General features: G+C 49.8%; 15 protein-coding genes. 9 read left to right on the forward strand and 6 right to left on the reverse strand.

Features of this window, described 5'->3' with window-relative positions; translation table 11 throughout:
• Positions 1-34: 34 nt before the first annotated feature.
• From yajC to queA, 4 genes are all read right to left on the reverse strand, one after another.
• Positions 35-358, reverse strand: a complete 324-nt coding sequence (gene yajC / locus RGU72_RS11315; RefSeq protein WP_322119823.1) for a preprotein translocase subunit YajC — start codon at positions 356-358, stop codon at positions 35-37.
• Between the two features lie 454 nt (positions 359-812).
• Positions 813-1718: a TraB/GumN family protein gene (locus RGU72_RS11320; protein ID WP_322119824.1), complete on the reverse strand. Its 906-nt coding sequence runs from the start codon at positions 1716-1718 to the stop codon at positions 813-815.
• Positions 1719-1786: 68 nt separating this feature from the next.
• Complete coding sequence (tgt, locus tag RGU72_RS11325; protein WP_322119825.1) at positions 1787-2920, reverse strand: tRNA guanosine(34) transglycosylase Tgt; 1134 nt, start codon at positions 2918-2920, stop codon at positions 1787-1789.
• Positions 2921-3018: 98 nt separating this feature from the next.
• Positions 3019-4056 (reverse strand): tRNA preQ1(34) S-adenosylmethionine ribosyltransferase-isomerase QueA, encoded by a 1038-nt coding sequence (queA, locus tag RGU72_RS11330; protein WP_322119826.1) that lies wholly within the window; start codon positions 4054-4056, stop codon positions 3019-3021.
• A 375-nt stretch (positions 4057-4431) separates the two neighbouring features.
• Between queA and recG the strand changes: the two genes are divergently transcribed.
• From recG to RGU72_RS11345, 3 genes are all read left to right on the forward strand, one after another.
• Positions 4432-6528, forward strand: a complete 2097-nt coding sequence (gene recG / locus RGU72_RS11335) for an ATP-dependent DNA helicase RecG (RefSeq protein ID WP_322119827.1) — start codon at positions 4432-4434, stop codon at positions 6526-6528.
• A 94-nt stretch (positions 6529-6622) separates the two neighbouring features.
• Positions 6623-7108, forward strand: coding sequence for a GNAT family N-acetyltransferase (locus RGU72_RS11340; RefSeq protein WP_322119828.1), 486 nt, complete (start codon positions 6623-6625; stop codon positions 7106-7108).
• Positions 7109-7243: 135 nt separating this feature from the next.
• On the forward strand, positions 7244-8152 hold the full coding sequence (locus RGU72_RS11345) for an SDR family oxidoreductase (protein ID WP_322119829.1): 909 nt from the start codon (positions 7244-7246) through the stop codon (positions 8150-8152).
• A 146-nt stretch (positions 8153-8298) separates the two neighbouring features.
• Here the strand turns inward: RGU72_RS11345 and RGU72_RS11350 are convergent, their stop codons facing one another.
• Positions 8299-8505, reverse strand: a complete 207-nt coding sequence (locus RGU72_RS11350; protein WP_322119830.1) for a hypothetical protein — start codon at positions 8503-8505, stop codon at positions 8299-8301.
• Positions 8506-8723: 218 nt separating this feature from the next.
• Here RGU72_RS11350 and RGU72_RS11355 point away from each other — a divergent pair, with 218 nt between their 5' ends.
• From RGU72_RS11355 to RGU72_RS11380, 6 genes are all read left to right on the forward strand, one after another.
• Positions 8724-9668, forward strand: coding sequence for a LysR substrate-binding domain-containing protein (locus RGU72_RS11355; protein WP_322119831.1), 945 nt, complete (start codon positions 8724-8726; stop codon positions 9666-9668).
• Between the two features lie 147 nt (positions 9669-9815).
• Positions 9816-10127, forward strand: coding sequence for a quaternary ammonium compound efflux SMR transporter SugE (gene sugE, locus RGU72_RS11360; RefSeq protein WP_322119832.1), 312 nt, complete (start codon positions 9816-9818; stop codon positions 10125-10127).
• A gap of 21 nt (positions 10128-10148) precedes the next feature.
• Positions 10149-10715 carry a GNAT family N-acetyltransferase gene (locus RGU72_RS11365; protein ID WP_322119833.1) on the forward strand — a complete coding sequence of 189 codons (567 nt, stop codon included), beginning with the start codon at positions 10149-10151 and terminating at the stop codon, positions 10713-10715.
• 180 nt (positions 10716-10895) lie between these two features.
• Positions 10896-12416: a S41 family peptidase gene (locus RGU72_RS11370; protein ID WP_322119834.1), complete on the forward strand. Its 1521-nt coding sequence runs from the start codon at positions 10896-10898 to the stop codon at positions 12414-12416.
• Positions 12413-12841, forward strand: coding sequence for a hypothetical protein (locus tag RGU72_RS11375; RefSeq protein WP_322119835.1), 429 nt, complete (start codon positions 12413-12415; stop codon positions 12839-12841). Before RGU72_RS11370 ends, RGU72_RS11375 begins: the two co-directional genes overlap by 4 nt.
• Before the next feature lie 436 nt (positions 12842-13277).
• Positions 13278-15593 carry a patatin-like phospholipase family protein gene (locus RGU72_RS11380; RefSeq protein ID WP_322119836.1) on the forward strand — a complete coding sequence of 772 codons (2316 nt, stop codon included), beginning with the start codon at positions 13278-13280 and terminating at the stop codon, positions 15591-15593.
• Here RGU72_RS11380 and RGU72_RS11385 read toward each other — a convergent pair.
• On the reverse strand, positions 15559-16350 hold the full coding sequence (locus RGU72_RS11385) for a helix-turn-helix transcriptional regulator (protein WP_322119837.1): 792 nt from the start codon (positions 16348-16350) through the stop codon (positions 15559-15561). The genes RGU72_RS11380 and RGU72_RS11385 overlap by 35 nt on opposite strands.
• Positions 16351-16494: the final 144 nt, after the last annotated feature.

A 16494-nucleotide genomic window follows, 5' to 3' on the forward strand; every position in this document is an offset into this window, starting at 1 on the left:
GCCATAAAATCCAGGGCTGCGTTGAATCACAGTATCAGATCGCTTTGATCGTGCCTTTAGGCAACAACATAGTGATAGCCACTTTTTGCACAACAACTTCAGTGCCGTTAGCGATTTCTATCGTGACATAAGCCTCAGTGACTTTAACCACTTTGCCTAACACGCCGCCAGCTGTGACCACTTCATCATTTTTCGCCAAAGCGTCCATCATCGATTTTTGTTCTTTTTGACGCTTCATTTGCGGACGTATCATCAAAAAATACAGCACCACAAACATCAAAATGATGGGCAGGAAACTCATCAAATCACCGCCACCACTAAAAATGGAAGATTGCGCATAAGCATTGGAAATAAACACGTTAAGACTCCAGTAAGATTTTAATAATTATCTGCAAGACAATAAAATTGGAAATGAATCAGCATAAGCGTCTCAAATGGTGCCAAAACCACCAAATAAAAGAGCACACCTAAAGAGCTCGCCATCAATCACAAAGCGCCACATTCTAGCATTGGAGCAGCGGCTTACCGTGATTTAGTCGCTTGATGTTGGGGATTAAAGTCAGGGTTAAGCTTAAATAGCAGCAAATAAATCTAGGCACTGATAAACGTCATGCTCAATCAGCGGCGAATAATTCAGATACAGGCAATTATTCTTGAACTTACGCTACAAAATAATAAATATACTCCTATCGTGTATATTTAAGATGTCCATATAATCATTGGACAATAAGGCATATTTCTAAAAATAAATGGGGAGTATATTCATCGATTAACGAAATCAGAGCGAACCATTACGCATTGAACTGACTGAATTATTGCACCCGGCGTATCTGCAAACCCCGTTGTTGCAATAAATCCAAAATGCTGTTCTTGCCCACCATATGACCAGCGCCGACGACGATCAGTACCGGCTTATTGCCGTTGACAAGCTTAATCACTTTGTCGCTCATGCCGATATTGCGATCATCCAGCAACCGCTTCATGAGCTTAGCGGTGCTGGCGTCTTTATCTGCGGATGACTGCATGATTTTCTCTAAGGCAGGCAAGTCACCACTTTTCCAGGCGGCCACCATTGCTTCGGAATCCCTCATCGCGTCGCCATCCTTCATACTCGCAATCGTATAGGACAACATTTCATCGCTCTCAGCATCGCTGAAGTCAGTCAATACTTTCATTTGAAAAGCCAGTGTCTCCAGTTGGTAGACAGACTTACCGTCCGCTTTGGCTCGCTTTAAAAAATGCAAATCAATCCCTGCATCTGGGGTGTAGCCAGTGCTTGTCATCATGCCGATCATTAAGCCAGTTGCAACGACGCCCGGCTTAAGTTGTTGCATCTGTTCTGCCGCCGGACCAAAGCTAGTAGATAACTGTGCCCAGGTCTGCGCAGACAAATGTTTTTCCAGCTTGTCTGGAGCGACATACATGGTTAAAGGCATGACTTTTTTGAGCGCAGCCATGTCGGTGACATCAGTTTCCACTGCAAGTATTTTTGCATTTTTATACGCCGTCTCGACTGCTGGCGACATCGGATAGAAATCGGGCTTGGCCAGATGGATGGAACCAAATAAATATCCGGTCTTGGTACCGGACTTTATCTCCCATAGAAAGCCCTTAGTTTTCTCTGCACCCTCAGCAACGCTGCTATTGGTGTCGGCATAGGCGCTATTCGAAAAGACCAGACAAGCCAGGCTAAGAGCAATCCATTGTTTGAACGTCATACGTCTGTTTTTAAAAAATGAAGAGATAAGTTATCGGAACACACTAATCCTAAATTGATAGAATTGACTCAAACCCCGCGCGCACGATCTGCATGGAACTGCGCAACAAACTCTGGAAAACGTTCGTCATCTAATGACTGACGTATGCCCTTCATCAGTTCCAGGTAGTAATGCAAATTGTGGATAGTATTGAGACGGGCACCCAGGATTTCGCCTGTGCGGTGCAGGTGATGCAAATAAGCGCGGGAGAAGTTTTTGCAGGCATAGCAAGAACAGGTGTCGTCCAGCGGTGCTTTCTCTTCTTTGTAGCGGGCGTTCTTGATTTTGATGTCGCCATAGCGGGTAAAAATCCAGCCATTACGTGCATTGCGGGTTGGCATGACGCAGTCGAACATATCGATACCGTTTGCCACACCGGCGACCAGATCTTCTGGTGTGCCGACGCCCATCAGATAATGCGGTTTGTTCTCTGGCAAGCGCGGGCCAACATGTGCCAGGACGCGCAACATGTCTTCTTTTGGCTCGCCAACGGATAAGCCACCGATGGCAATACCATCAAAATTAAATTCATTTAGGGCCGCCAACGATTCGTCTCGCAGATGTTCAAACATACCGCCCTGCACGATGCCGAAGAGAGCATTGGGATTTCCACCCTGATCAAACTCATTTTTTGACCGCTGTGCCCAGCGCAAGGACATGCGCATGGACTTGGCGGCTTCTTCTACTGTCGCCGGGCGGCCATCGATCTCATACGGTGTGCATTCATCAAACTGCATCACGATATCGGAATTGAGTGCGCGCTGAATTTGCATGGAGATTTCCGGCGATAAAAATAAGCGCTCGCCACTGATTGGTGACGCAAACTTTACACCCTCTTCCGTGATCTTACGCATCGCCCCAAGCGAGAACACCTGAAAGCCGCCGGAGTCGGTCAAAATCGGTTTATCCCAGCCCATAAAGTCATGCAGACCGCCAAACTTATTGATAACACTCAAACCAGGACGCAGCCATAGATGGAAAGTATTACCCAGAATGATATGAGCATCGATTTCTTTCAGTTCCAACGGCGACATCGCCTTGACCGAACCGTAAGTACCGACCGGCATAAATATCGGTGTTTCGATCACTCCGTGGTTGACAGTCACACGACCGCGACGGGCGGCGGTGGTTTTGTCTTTTTTAATTAATTGAAATTCGAGCATAAGGATTTACCGACCTGTATATAAAACATTTGTAAGGTGCGCCGTGCGCACCGGAGACCTGGGTGTAATTTAGATGCCGCTATGTGTAAACTATCTTATTACTGATCAGAGGTATTAGTCAGCAACATCGCATCACCATAACTAAAAAACCGATACTCGTTGGCAATCGCATGAGCGTAGGTGGCACGAATACGATCATAGCCTGCAAACGCAGATACCAGCATCAGCAAGGTTGATTTTGGCAAATGGAAATTCGTGATAAGCCTGTCTACTGTTTTGAACACATAACCTGGCGTGATAAACAAATTAGTGTCATCGCTACCGGCCTGCAAAGTGCCCGTTTGCGACGCGGACTCCAATGCACGCATGCTGGTGGTACCCACTGCGACGACAGCTTTACCCGCCGCTTTAGTAGCGCATATTGCATCAACCGTCGCTTGCGGCACGGTGTACCACTCACTATGCATTGCGTGGTTGGCTAGCACCTCGGTACGTACTGGCTGAAAAGTCCCGGCGCCGACGTGCAAAGTCACATACGCAAAGTTAATACCTTTGGCGCTGCACGCATCTAGTAAGGCCTGATCAAAATGCAAGCCGGCGGTAGGCGCGGCCACTGCGCCAGGCACACGTGAATACACCGTTTGGTAACGGTGCTCATCAAAATCGTCAGCTTCATGATTGATGTAGGGCGGCAACGGCAAACGACCGTATTGCTCAATCAGCTCAAACACATCACCCGGGAAATGCAGAGTAAAAAATTCTCCCGCACGCTCACCGACGACGACATCAAACGCATCTGCCAAGCGGATTTTGGCGCCAGCATGCGGTGATTTGGAGGCACGCAGTTGCACATGAACGATATGCTCGTCGGCCGTATTGCTGACCACACGCTCCACCAGCATCTCAACCTTACCGCCGGTTTCTTTTACCCCGTGGAAGCGTGCTTTTAGTACGCGGGTATCATTAAATACCAGCAAATCACCCGCAGATAATTGATCGACGATGTCAGCAAAATGGCGATCCACCAATACATCACCATCAACATGCAACAAGCGCGAGGCAGAACGATCCGGCAAGGCCGTCTGCGCGATCAGGTTTTCTGGCAAATCAAAATCAAAATCACTTAAAGAGTACATGGAGAAATGGTGCTTCTAAAAAATTAATAATAAAATGAAACCAGGATGTCCAATGATTCTGCGGCTTCTGGCATGATATTGGCCTGCGAGGCTCAGAATCATTGGACATCCAAATTGGCAAGAATGGCATGCATAGACTTGATCTTTAATTGAAAAAGAGATTAAGAGACTCTCTTTTGGGCATTAAAGACAATCTAGACAATCTAGTTAAACGATACCAACAGCAATACAAGCCACTTAGTAGACCACTTAATTAGCGAAATAGTGCGCTTGCAAAAAAAGCTGCTAGACACTGTATAAAAAAACAGTAGAATGGCGCCAGACAACTTGTGATCTCAGCCCAACCGCCAACTGCAAAACCGAGCATTTTACCCTATGCCCCCTGCCCCAATAATAAAAGCAGCGAAAGTAACCAAGCCTCCCAAACAAGCAGCGCCAGCAAAAACGCCTGCCAATAAGTTGGAGGATAAGTTTGCCAAGCTAGGTTTGCGGTCTGAGATGGATTTTGTGCTGCATTTGCCCATGCGCTATGAGGATGAAACCGAAGTCACCGCCATGCGCGATGCGGGTTTCCGGGGTGGCAGTATGGTGCAGGTGGAAGGTTTAGTAACCGCCTGTGATGTGCAATACCGGCCAAGACGGCAACTGGTTGTGACTATCGCCGATGACACATCGCAAGTGGTGCTGCGCTTTTTAAATTTTTACGGTAGCCAGATCTCACAAATGGCGGTCGGCATGCGGGTTCGGGCACGTGGCGAATTGCGCCATGGATTTTTTGGTGCTGAGATGGTACATCCCGCCTACAAAATGGTAAATGAAGGTGCCCCCTTACCAACGGCGTTGACACCGGTGTATCCGGCAGGTGAAGGCGTGTCGCAAACTATGCTGCGCAAACGGATAGCGACGGCTCTATCCAAGGTGGAGTGGCAAGATACTCTGGCACCCGCACTGTTAAGGGAATTGTATTTAGAGAGCTTTGAGAGCTCGGTACGTCTGCTACACAATCCACCGCCCGATGTCGACCAGCACAGCCTGATCGAGCGCGAGCATCCTGCCTGGCAGCGTATGAAGTTTGATGAACTGTTGGCGCAACAACTTTCGCTGAAACGCGCCCAGCTGGCACGTCGCTCTAAAGGTGCGACGGTATTACCTACGGTCGGTGAATTATGCAATGCGTTCGTGATGACGCTGCCGTTCACATTGACCGGTGCGCAAGAGCGCGTGCTCGCAGAAATTCGCTCCGACTTAAAACAAGCTTATCCGATGCAGCGTTTGTTGCAAGGCGATGTAGGCAGTGGGAAAACCATCGTCGCCGCACTCGCAGCAGCGCAAGCGATTGACAGCGGTTATCAAGCTGCTTTGATGGCACCGACGGAGATATTGGCAGACCAACATTTCAGAAAAATCGCCGCCTGGCTAGAACCGCTAGGCGTCAAAACTGCCTGGCTCACCGGTAGTCTGAAAAAGAAAGATAAAGAAAAAGCACAAGCCCTGATCGCTTCCGGCGAGGCACAATTAGTGATCGGCACGCATGCGCTGATTCAGGATGCGGTACAGTTTTCCAAACTTGGATTGGTGATTGTCGATGAGCAGCACCGCTTTGGCGTGGCACAGCGGTTAACGTTACGCAATAAAGGCGAGGCAGGCAAAGTCCCGCACCAATTGATGATGTCGGCCACGCCGATCCCGCGTACCTTGGCGATGACTTACTATGCTGATTTAGAAGTATCGGTGATTGATGAATTACCGCCAGGTCGCACTCCTATCGTCACCCGCGTCGTGGACCAAAACCGTCGTGACGAAGTGATAGAAAGAGTGCATGCTGCGGCACAAGACGGCAAACAGGTTTACTGGGTTTGTCCGCTGATTGAAGAATCAGAAACCTTGCAACTACAAACTGCAACCGACACCCACGCCATGCTCAGCGCAGCACTGCCTGACTTGCGCGTAGGTCTGGTGCATGGACGTCTTAAGCAATTAGAAAAGCAATCCGTGATGGATGCCTTCACCCGCAACGAGGTGCAAGTACTGGTTGCGACGACGGTGATTGAAGTCGGTGTCGATGTCCCCAATGCCAGCCTGATGGTGATAGAACATGCAGAACGTTTTGGCCTATCGCAATTACACCAGTTGCGCGGTCGGGTTGGGCGCGGCGCTGCCGCCAGTGTTTGCCTGCTACTGTATCTGGGCCCGCTGGGTGGCACAGCCAAACAACGACTGATGACCATGCGCGAAAGTACCGATGGCTTTGAAATCGCGCGTAAAGATTTAGAATTACGTGGTCCCGGCGAATTTCTCGGTGCCAGACAGTCGGGCGAGGCGATGCTGCGTTTTGCCAACCTGGAGACGGATCAATGGCTGGTCGATAAGGCGCGTGAATTGGCAGTTCAATTGCTTGCCACCGATGTACCTACCGTAGAAGCGCATTTGCAGCGCTGGCTGGGATACAAGGAAGAATTTTTACGGGTATAACGCTGACCTGTTCCGCGTCGGGCATTCTCAGTCACACTCCAAAGACGCAAGTCCTCAACAACATCATTCAATCATCATCAAAAAGACAACGACTATGCTCACAATTATTAATGCCGATCTGAATAATCCACAGCACGCTGGTGACCTCGTCATGTTACTCAACAGCTATGCCCTGGATCCCATGGGCGGCGGCGAACCTCTATCTGTATATACTCAGAATAACCTCATCCAAGAATTACAAAAACGGAGCACGATCCGAGCGATTCTGGCCTATGTTGATGATCAACCAGCAGGCTTTAGTATCTGCATTGAGGGTTTCTCCACCTTCGCCTGCAAGCCACTGCTCAATATTCATGACATCGCTGTGCTGCCGGATTATCGAGGTATGGGGATTGCTAAAAAAATCCTCGCTCATATTGAAAACATCGCCAAAGAACTGCACTGCTGCAAAATCACACTCGAAGTATTAGAAGGCAACCATCTGGCTAAGGGTATTTATCAGGATATCGGTTTCGCTGGGTATGAACTTGACCCTGCTATGGGCGGTGCGATTATGATGCAGAAAAAATTAGCCAAGTGAACTCGAGGATGGGCAATCATCCGCTGTTGTTCTCTTTTGCATCAGTCTTATGTATTAAGCCTGCGAATTAAAATAGAATAGTCGTACTTTTTTCAAGTTCTGTATTTTTATTCCCTTATTCTTAAAGGCAAAACAATGACGATCGATTTTAAAGGCCGTGTGGCTATCGTAACTGGTGCAGGTGGTGGACTCGGACGTGAGCATGCGTTGGCGCTGGCCAAACGTGGCGCCAAAGTCGTCGTCAACGATTTAGGCGGCGCGCGTGATGGCTCTGGCGGATCGTCTGCTGCGGCTTTAGCCGTGGTGGAAGAAATCACTAAAGCCGGTGGCGAGGCGATTGCCAATGGCGCGTCCGTCACGGACTTTGTCGCCGTACAAGCGATGGTCAAACAGGCGATGGATACCTGGGGTCGGGTCGACATCCTGATCAATAACGCAGGGATCTTGCGCGATAAGAGTTTTGCCAAAATGGAGCTGGACGATTTTAAACTGGTGATGGATGTGCATCTGATGGGAGCAGTCAACTGCTGCAAAGCGGTTTGGCCGATCATGACTGAACAGAAATATGGTCGTATCGTGATGACCACATCCTCCTCGGGTTTGTACGGCAATTTTGGACAATCCAATTACAGCGCCGCCAAACTGGCACTGGTTGGCTTGATGCAAACCCTGTCGCTGGAAGGTGCGAAAAACGACATCCGAGTAAATAGTCTGGCACCAACTGCAGCAACCCGCATGACAGAAAGCCTGTTCCCTGAAGCCATGCTGCAAGCACTGCAACCGTCTGATGTTGTGCCGGCGATGCTGGTATTGGCAGCAGACAGCGCACCAACGCGCACGATTTTATGTGCCGGTGCTGGCAGCTTTGAAGCAGCTCATATCACCATGACACAAGGTGCCTGGATCGGTCGCGGCGACGACGCACCAGAGCGTCTGGCGGCACAACTGGCCGATATCAAAAATCGTGATGGCGAGATCGTGCCGGAAAGTGGTACCGCGCAAGGACATCATGAACTGACGCGTGCCATGAGTAAAATGGCATAGCAGATCTATAAATGTCCAACGATGGAAAAGTGCTGCGTGAATGATGCAAGACTCGAGGCAACATTTTTCTGTCGATACCGCCGTATCACTTGCAAATACACACCAAAACCACAGATTTTTTTGCCTTTTACACAAGTAGAAAAAATTTATACTCCCCATCTGTATGGCAGAATAATGCCTAATTGTCCAATAAAAATATAGACAATTAAAAATACTCCCCTCATTTCCATCTTTTCATCGACAACAAAGATAAGCACTTGCTGACGCTGGCAAAAGTCTGTGCCACACTGGGGTCTAATAGCAACTAAATTGGGAGATGCGTTCAGCCCAAAGCGCAGGATGGCAAGGCGCATGTCGCTGCTGAGGCTGGAGCCTCAGCAAGAGATGCAACGCGGTTCATCGTGCGCTTTGGACTGAACCCTTCGGGAATGGCCTAACCGGGTACATGGCGTTGTTGCAAATCGCTTATAGTGCTTGCACTATTGCTCTCTTTGCGCCTAGCCCTGTACCCGTTTAGACTCATTCGCGCTCCCGACTTAGTTGCTAATAGATTGCTAATAGACCCCGCGCCATGACACTCACAGAATTAAAATACATCGTCGCAGTCGCCCGCCAAAAGCACTTTGGTCACGCGGCTGAAGCCTGTTTTGTCGCGCAGCCGACCTTGTCAGTTGCCATCAAAAAACTCGAAGAAGAACTGGGTGTTACCATTTTTGAGCGTGGTGGCACCGAAGTTTCTACCACGCCGCTTGGTGCACAAATCGTGGCACAAGCTGAACGGGTGTTAGAACAAACCGCCGCTATTAAAGAAATCGCGAAACAAAACAAAGATCCGTTAGCAGGTCCTTTCCGCCTTGGTGTGATTTACACAGTAGGCCCTTACTTGTTACCAACGCTGGTCAAAACGATGATCAAGCAAGTACCGCAAATGCCCTTGGTGCTGCAAGAAAATTTCACTGTTAAATTGATGGAGCTATTGCGTCAGGGTGAACTGGATGCCGCCATCATGGCATTGCCCTTGCCCGATCAACGCATGATGGTGCAAGCCCTGTATGACGAGCCATTTGTAGTCGCAACACCGCGTGATCATATCTGGGCGGATCGCACTGAAGTCTCCACTGCAGAACTTAAATCCGAAACCATGCTGTTGCTAGGCAACGGTCATTGCTTCCGCGATCAAGTGCTGGAAGTCTGTCCTGAAATGTCGCGATTCTCTACTGCTGGCGACGGAATTGCCCGCAGTTTTGAAGGCTCGTCGCTAGAAACCATACGTCATATGGTCGCCTCTGGCATTGGCATCACTGTCTTGCCGATGGCCTCGGTACCTGATCTGGAAACCAAAGATGGCATGCTGCGCTATCTGCCATTTAGTGATCCGGTTCCCGAGCGACGCGTTGTCATTGCATGGCGCAAAAGCTTTACCCGTCAAGCGGCAATTGAAGCGATTCGCCAAGCGGTATTGGCCTGCGACTTGCCAGGTGTCAGGATGCTGGACGAAGCGGCGAGCGCGCAATAATACCTAGCCTAGCTTTCTGATATTCCGCCGGGCATACGCTCGCTTTCCGTTCTTTTTTATCATTGGCTTGCGGTTCGCTGCGACCTTGCAATGTCGCCACCAGCGCTGCAATATCATTAAAACTCCAATCAACTCTTCATACTAACTATGGCTTGGTTCATTTTATTTATTGCGGGTTTGCTCGAAGTCGTCTGGGCTATCGGCCTCAAATATACCGATAACTTCTCGCGCCTTTGGCCCTCGGTCGGCACAGTGACTGCGATGGCTGCGAGCGTCTGGCTGCTTTCTCTGGCGATGAAAACGCTGCCAGTCGGCACTGCTTATGCGGTCTGGACTGGCATAGGCGCAGTCGGTACCGTAATCATGGGCATTATTTTATTTGGCGATGCAGCCACAGTCACTCGACTGATGTGCATGGGGCTGATCATCGCAGGCATTGCCGGACTCAAGTTTTTATAAGCCTTAGTTTGAAGACGACCGATGACCATGCTGACCACTCAAATCACGACGTCCCGCTTGCAATTACGCGTACTGAATCCCGAGGACGCGCCGCTATTACAAGCCTATCTAATCAAAAACCGATTGCATTTGGCTGTATGGGAGCCCGTGCGTGACGACAGTTTTTTTACATTGGAACAGTGCCGGCAACGTTTGATTAGCAGTTGTTTAAATATAGAGGCAGGCCAGTCACTGGCGCTGGCCGTTTTTCTACAAAATTCGCCGCAACTCATTGGCACCTGTAACTTTAGCAATATCGTGCGTGGCGTCTTTCAGGCATGTCACTTGGGCTATGCGATCGACGCTGAGGCAGAGGGAAAGGGCTATATGCTGGAGGCGGTGCAAGCGGGCATACAGCACATGTTTCAGCAGCAAGGATTGCACCGAATCATGGCAAACCATGTTCCCGAAAACATCCGTAGCGCCGCGCTGTTACAACGGCTCGATTTTGCGCGAGAAGGTCTCGCCAAATCCTATCTTAAAATCAACGGCGTCTGGCGCGATCACGTCCTCAACTCGTTGGTCAATGTCGATGATACAGGCGGTTAAATCTGACGATACCGCCATGATTCAGAAGCCGGGATCATCGATGTATAAATATTTGTAACCGGGATGTTTTTCGGCAGAAGAATCGGGCAAGATGTCATCTGAATTATCTGGTGATCTTTTGTCACCAGAGCTCATCTGAGATTGTCCACGACCATACTAGCCCTCCTGATCTGATATTTTATGCTGACGAAATCACGCCATCTATTTGCTCTCACTCTTGTTGTGTCTTCCGTGTTATCTGCCTGTGGTGGCGGTGGCGGCGGTTCCGCGACGACGACCCCGCCAGCGCCCGTAACGGGCTCGACCACACTGGTTGCCTCAAGTACCGTTCAGAACCTATGCCAATCACCTCGCACTGGCTTGGATCCTTTGAATGGCAACACGCCCTACCCCGACAAACAAGGAACGCTCGCCAACGAAAAAACCTGGCTGCGCTCCTGGATTGATGAAACTTATCTTTGGTATAAAGAAGTACCAACGACGCTCAATCCAGACAATTACAGTTCAGCGATTACTTATTTTAATGACCTTAAAACTAATGCAATTACCGCTTCCGGCAAACCTAAAGATCAGTTCCATTTTACTTATACGTCCGCAGAATGGGATACGTTAATTCAGCAAAGCGTAGAACTGGGTTATGGCATCAATTGGGCAACCAGTCCTAGCGGTACTAAGCCACGCAAATGGGTTATTACTTATGTAGAGTCAGGCTCACCATCGGCCAATGCGGGCTTGCGTCGTGGCGATCAATTATTCTCCGTCGACAATGTCGACTTTTTGAACAGCTCAGACAGTGCCAGCGTGGCCGCATTAAATGCTGGCTTATTCCCGGCAACCGCGGGTGAAACACATCAATTCGTGGTCACGCGTGCCGGTAGTAATATCGGCGTCAGTCTTGCTGCCAGCAATGTCACGACCACGCCCGTGCAGAACGTTAAAACCATCGCCACCGCGACTGGCAATGTTGGCTATCTGACCTTCAACAGCCATAATGCCGTATCAGAATTGCAGTTGATCAATGCAATCAATCAACTTAAGTCTGCGGGCATCACCGACCTGGTACTGGACTTGCGCTATAACGGCGGCGGCTACTTAAACATCGCCAGCGAACTGGCTTATATGATTGCAGGCCCGACCGCCACCGCAGGTAAAACCTTTGAGCAAACTCAATTTAACGATAAATACTTACCAGGGACACCGACGCCGTTTTATTCCACTACGCAGGGATTTTCGGCCACATCGGGACAAGCTTTACCGTATCTTGGTCTGAAAAAAGTCAGCGTATTGACCACAGCCGGGACTTGCTCCGCCAGCGAATCGGTAATCAACAGTCTGCAAGGGATTGATATTGAAGTAGATGTCATCGGCGCACAAACTTGCGGTAAGCCTTACGGTTTTAATCCGGCACCGAATTGCGGCACAACTTATTTTGCGATTCAATTTAAAGGGGTAAATAACAAAGGCTTTGGTGACTATGCTGACGGCATCCCGCCGACTTGCAGCGTTGCCGATGATTTCACCCATGCCATCGGCGATCCAGCAGAAGGGCAACTAGCAGCCGCCTTAAGCTACCGCAACAACCGTGTCTGCCCTGCCGCCAGCAGCGGCGTTCAATTGCCGGGACAAGCTCTATCTAGTCCAATGCTATTAGTCCGTCCGATATCAAAAGAAATCGCGATCTACACCGCAGGCAAAAAATGAAAAGCAGCCGCCACAATTTCCGTTTGTTAAACAAATCCAGTTGTGGCTTGCTGGCAGGCGTATCGCTGGTGGCGTGCCAGGCCATCAACGCCTCTGCCGAGGTACCGGCTCATCTAACATCAGCGGCTGCAGCACAAACTAGCGTGCAGCAGCAGTTGCGACAAATGGTAGCAAGCTCCTTAAACGTGGATATCTCTGTAGTCAATTTAGCAGACGATACATTGATCAACAGCAGCCAGTTTGTTTTCGCGCGCACTCCGCGTTATGACTCGTCAGGCCAACTGATGCAAGGCCGCGTAGTCGAACCCGTCAATGTATTTAAGCTGGTATTGCGTGACCAGCAATGCTGGCTGGACTATCAGGGAACGGTACAACATCCAGCAAAAAAAATACGCCTGGCCGAAGCGCAATGCAAACCAGAGTAAAGGCAACGATAAGCGATAAAATAGAGGAGCCTATCATATACTCCCCACTATTTTTCAGTTTTTAGCCTTATTGTCCAATGATTCTCTGGACGATTAAATATACTGACCATGAGTATATTATTTTGATTATGTTCAGATTGGGTTTTGATGGCGTTGTATTGGTGGGGTATTGCATTTGCATGTCATTCCGGCGTGGGTTTAGCCTGACTGACGCCCCATCTCGTTTGAACATCAACATTCAATCTGAACAAAGACATTTTCTCTAGTCCCTAAGTCATCCATTTTCTAATTCCCAAGCTGACTAAAATCCAATGAACTGCGTTTGCTTCTAGCGAAACTGACACCAGATCGCCGCCAGTTCTTCGTTTTAGCTTAGGTCTGACGCTATACTCCCAGCATTCTTGCGCTAGGTTATTTGCTAAAGGTAAAACTGATGATGTCACCCTCCCGTGTAGTCGCTACTTTCATCCATCGTTCCTCGACAACTGTGCTTTGGCTGTGCACTGCTTTTGCTCTGGCATCCGGCTCGCATGCAGTCTTGGCACAAACCACTGCGGCGTCTGCAACTACGAACACGACCGCAACTACAAATTTATCCCTCAGCATTCCCGCCATACCTGCACGTCCCAAAGTTGCCTTGGTTTTATCCGGTGGCGGCGCGCGTGGCTTTGCGCATATTGGCGTGTTGCGCGCATTGCGGGCGCAACGGGTACCGGTGGATATTGTGGTTGGTACCAGCATGGGTGCGGTAGTCGGTGGTGCCTATGCGGCGGGACGATCGGTCAGCGAGCTGGAACAATTAGTGCGTGAAACCGCCTGGGACCGCGTACTGGCAGACCGGCCAGCGCGCTACGATCTGGATTTCCGGCGCAAAGAAGAAGATCAGTTACTGCCATCCCGTATCGAGCTTGCCATCACTAAAGCTGGCGTATCTTTACCGCCAGCCGCCGCAGGCAATGCTGCGCTGGAACAAGCGTTGACCCGCTTGTTACCGCAAGGTATGCGCGACCGTCCGATCAACCAGTTGGGTTTACCGTTTCGCACGGTTGCCTCCGATTTATTGACGGGGGATTTAGTCGAGCTTAGCGATACGCCGTTATTTTTAAGCATGCGGGCATCGCTGGCGTTACCTGGTGTTTTCGCTCCGGTGCGGCTGAATCAAAGGCTGGTCGTCGACGGCGGTCTGGTGCGTAATCTGCCGGTCGAACTGGCTCGCGCTATGGGGGCGGATATTGTGATTGCAGTCAATGTCGGGACTCCACTGGCAAAAGAGAGCGAACTCAGTAGTGCCTTCGGCGTGGCGCAGCAGATGCTGCAAATTCTGACCGAGCAAAACGTGCAACGCTCGATTAAAGAATTGGGCAGCAAGGATGTATTGATCGCACCGGATTTATCGGGGATTAGTTTTTTAGATTTCGCTCAGTTCGAAAAAACCATCAAAGCGGGAGAAGATGCTGCCAATAAAATGGCACCGCGTCTGCAACATCTGAGCGTGAGTGCCGAACAATATTCCCTGCTTGATCAGCAACGTCTGGCTGCCACCGCCACGCCGGACGATGTCACCCAAGCCCTACCTATCGCTAAAATTGAGGTAGAAAGTCACGGCTATATCAACCCCAAAGCTCTGGTCACGCAATCCGGTCTGCGCGAGGGACAATCGCTTACTCCGGATCAGATTCGTCAGGCAACATCGCGCTTATATGGTCGCGGCGACCTCGACAATGTGGAGACCGAAATCACCGACGATAACGGTCAGCGTAGCGTAGTGATCAAACCGACTGAATCCAATTCTAGCCGCAACCGTCTGCGCGTCGGACTGGAACTATCGAGTGATTTTTCTGATGATAATCAATTTGCGCTGAGCTTTATGCATATTGCCTCCTCACTCAATAGCTACGGTGCTGAACTGCGTACCGTGGCAAAAATCGGTAGCCAGCGACAGTTTGGCACACAGTTATGGCAACCGCTGGCATCCGGCTCCCCCTGGTATGTGGCGCCGTCGCTGGAGTTTGGCGCATCTGGTATCGATTTATTCCAGCAAGGTCGCAAAATTTATCGTGTAAGCGCACGTACTACCAGCAGTAGTCTGGTGCTGGGGCGCGAATTAGATAATTGGGGTGATATTCAAATTGGACTGAGTCGCCGCTTTGGCAAATATAATGTAATTTTGCCGGAAGATGTGAATGCGCCTGGTGCACGTAGTTACGACACTACCCAATTTGTTCAGCTACGGATTGATACGCTAGACTCGCTGGCGTTTCCGACACAGGGGAATTTATTAACAGCACTGTGGGAGCGCTCGCCAAGCAAGGATACAGGCGAATCTTCTTTGGCGCGATCATCACTGACAGGCCTGACGGCGTTCCAAACCGGTGATTGGGCGGGACATCTGTATGGTGAATGGTCGCATGCGCAACGCGGCTTTGCCTCTAGTTCATTGGGGGGATTTTTACGCTTGTCTGGTACCACGGCTGATTCGCTGGACGGCAATACGATTTTACTAGGGCGCGCCGTCATCGCACGCCGCATAGGCAATATGCCAACGACGTTGGGTGGTGCAATACGACTGGGCTTCTCGGCAGAATTAGGCGGCGGTTTTGGGGCAGAACAACCACTACGTTTTGGTAATTTAAAACGAGCAGGTAGCGCTTTTATCGCAATGGACACCCGCTTTGGCCCCTTGTATTTTGGTGCGGGTGCAACTCATGGTGACAGCTCTAGTTTGTATCTTTTCCTCGGGCCGGTTTGGTGATATTGGGTACATGCTCGGTAGTTTCCTGACGTCGCAGCATTGTCAATGCTGAAAATTCCCATGAGCGGAATCCCAACAGCAACGTAAAACCATCACGTGCCGCTGCTGGCAAACGACGATCATCTTGATGTGATTGCGCCATTTCTGCCACCAACTGATGAATTTTTTGTACTACTTCTTGCGCGCTGGCGACAGACAATCTGGCAGGTACGCAGAGCACTGTTTCACCATGTCCATCAAAGCGACCATTAAAAAAATCGCTGACAATATGTTCCCGAAAATATTGCTGTACCGGGCCATCAGGCCGCCAATGAAAAGCGCTAGAGACATTTAAGCGATAGCGGTTATGCGGTCGTAGTTCTATCAATTCCAGACGATCCAGAGCCACCAGTTGCAAGATGCATTCCGATTCAGAAAGATTGTAGGTTTCTACAATCTGCTCCAGCGTCCAATGTCCTAGACAACAGATCGCTACCAGTAATAATTTGGGATCGGACATCAAGGATTTCTCTTGCGCCAAGGTCAAATTATCAGAATGCGGCGTCACATCAGCGGCCTGACGCAACACATCTTCTAGCGCAATCCCCGCCGCTTTACAGATCGCAGCAAGACGCGACAAGGCCATATCTTTTTGCGCAAACATCCGCTTCATACTGGATTCGCTCATGCCTATACGCTCAGCCAATACTTTGTAGGTGACGCCAGCTGCACGCAGCTCATGGCGTAAGACCTGCAACACCAATTCGGGAGAACTCATAAATGTCTTCTTTAAAGTAGGACTCACACAAAACCGACCCGGCTGCGTTGCGACGCCGTGTCGGGACAATTTTTCGTCAGTCTTATAAAGTTCAAAACAGAACAAAAATACTAGAAAAGTACCGCAGAACAGTACCTAAGATAT

Origin of the sequence: Undibacterium sp. 5I1 (assembly GCF_034314085.1) — a bacterium.
In the GTDB taxonomy this organism is placed as follows: Bacteria; Pseudomonadota; Gammaproteobacteria; order Burkholderiales; family Burkholderiaceae_D; genus Undibacterium.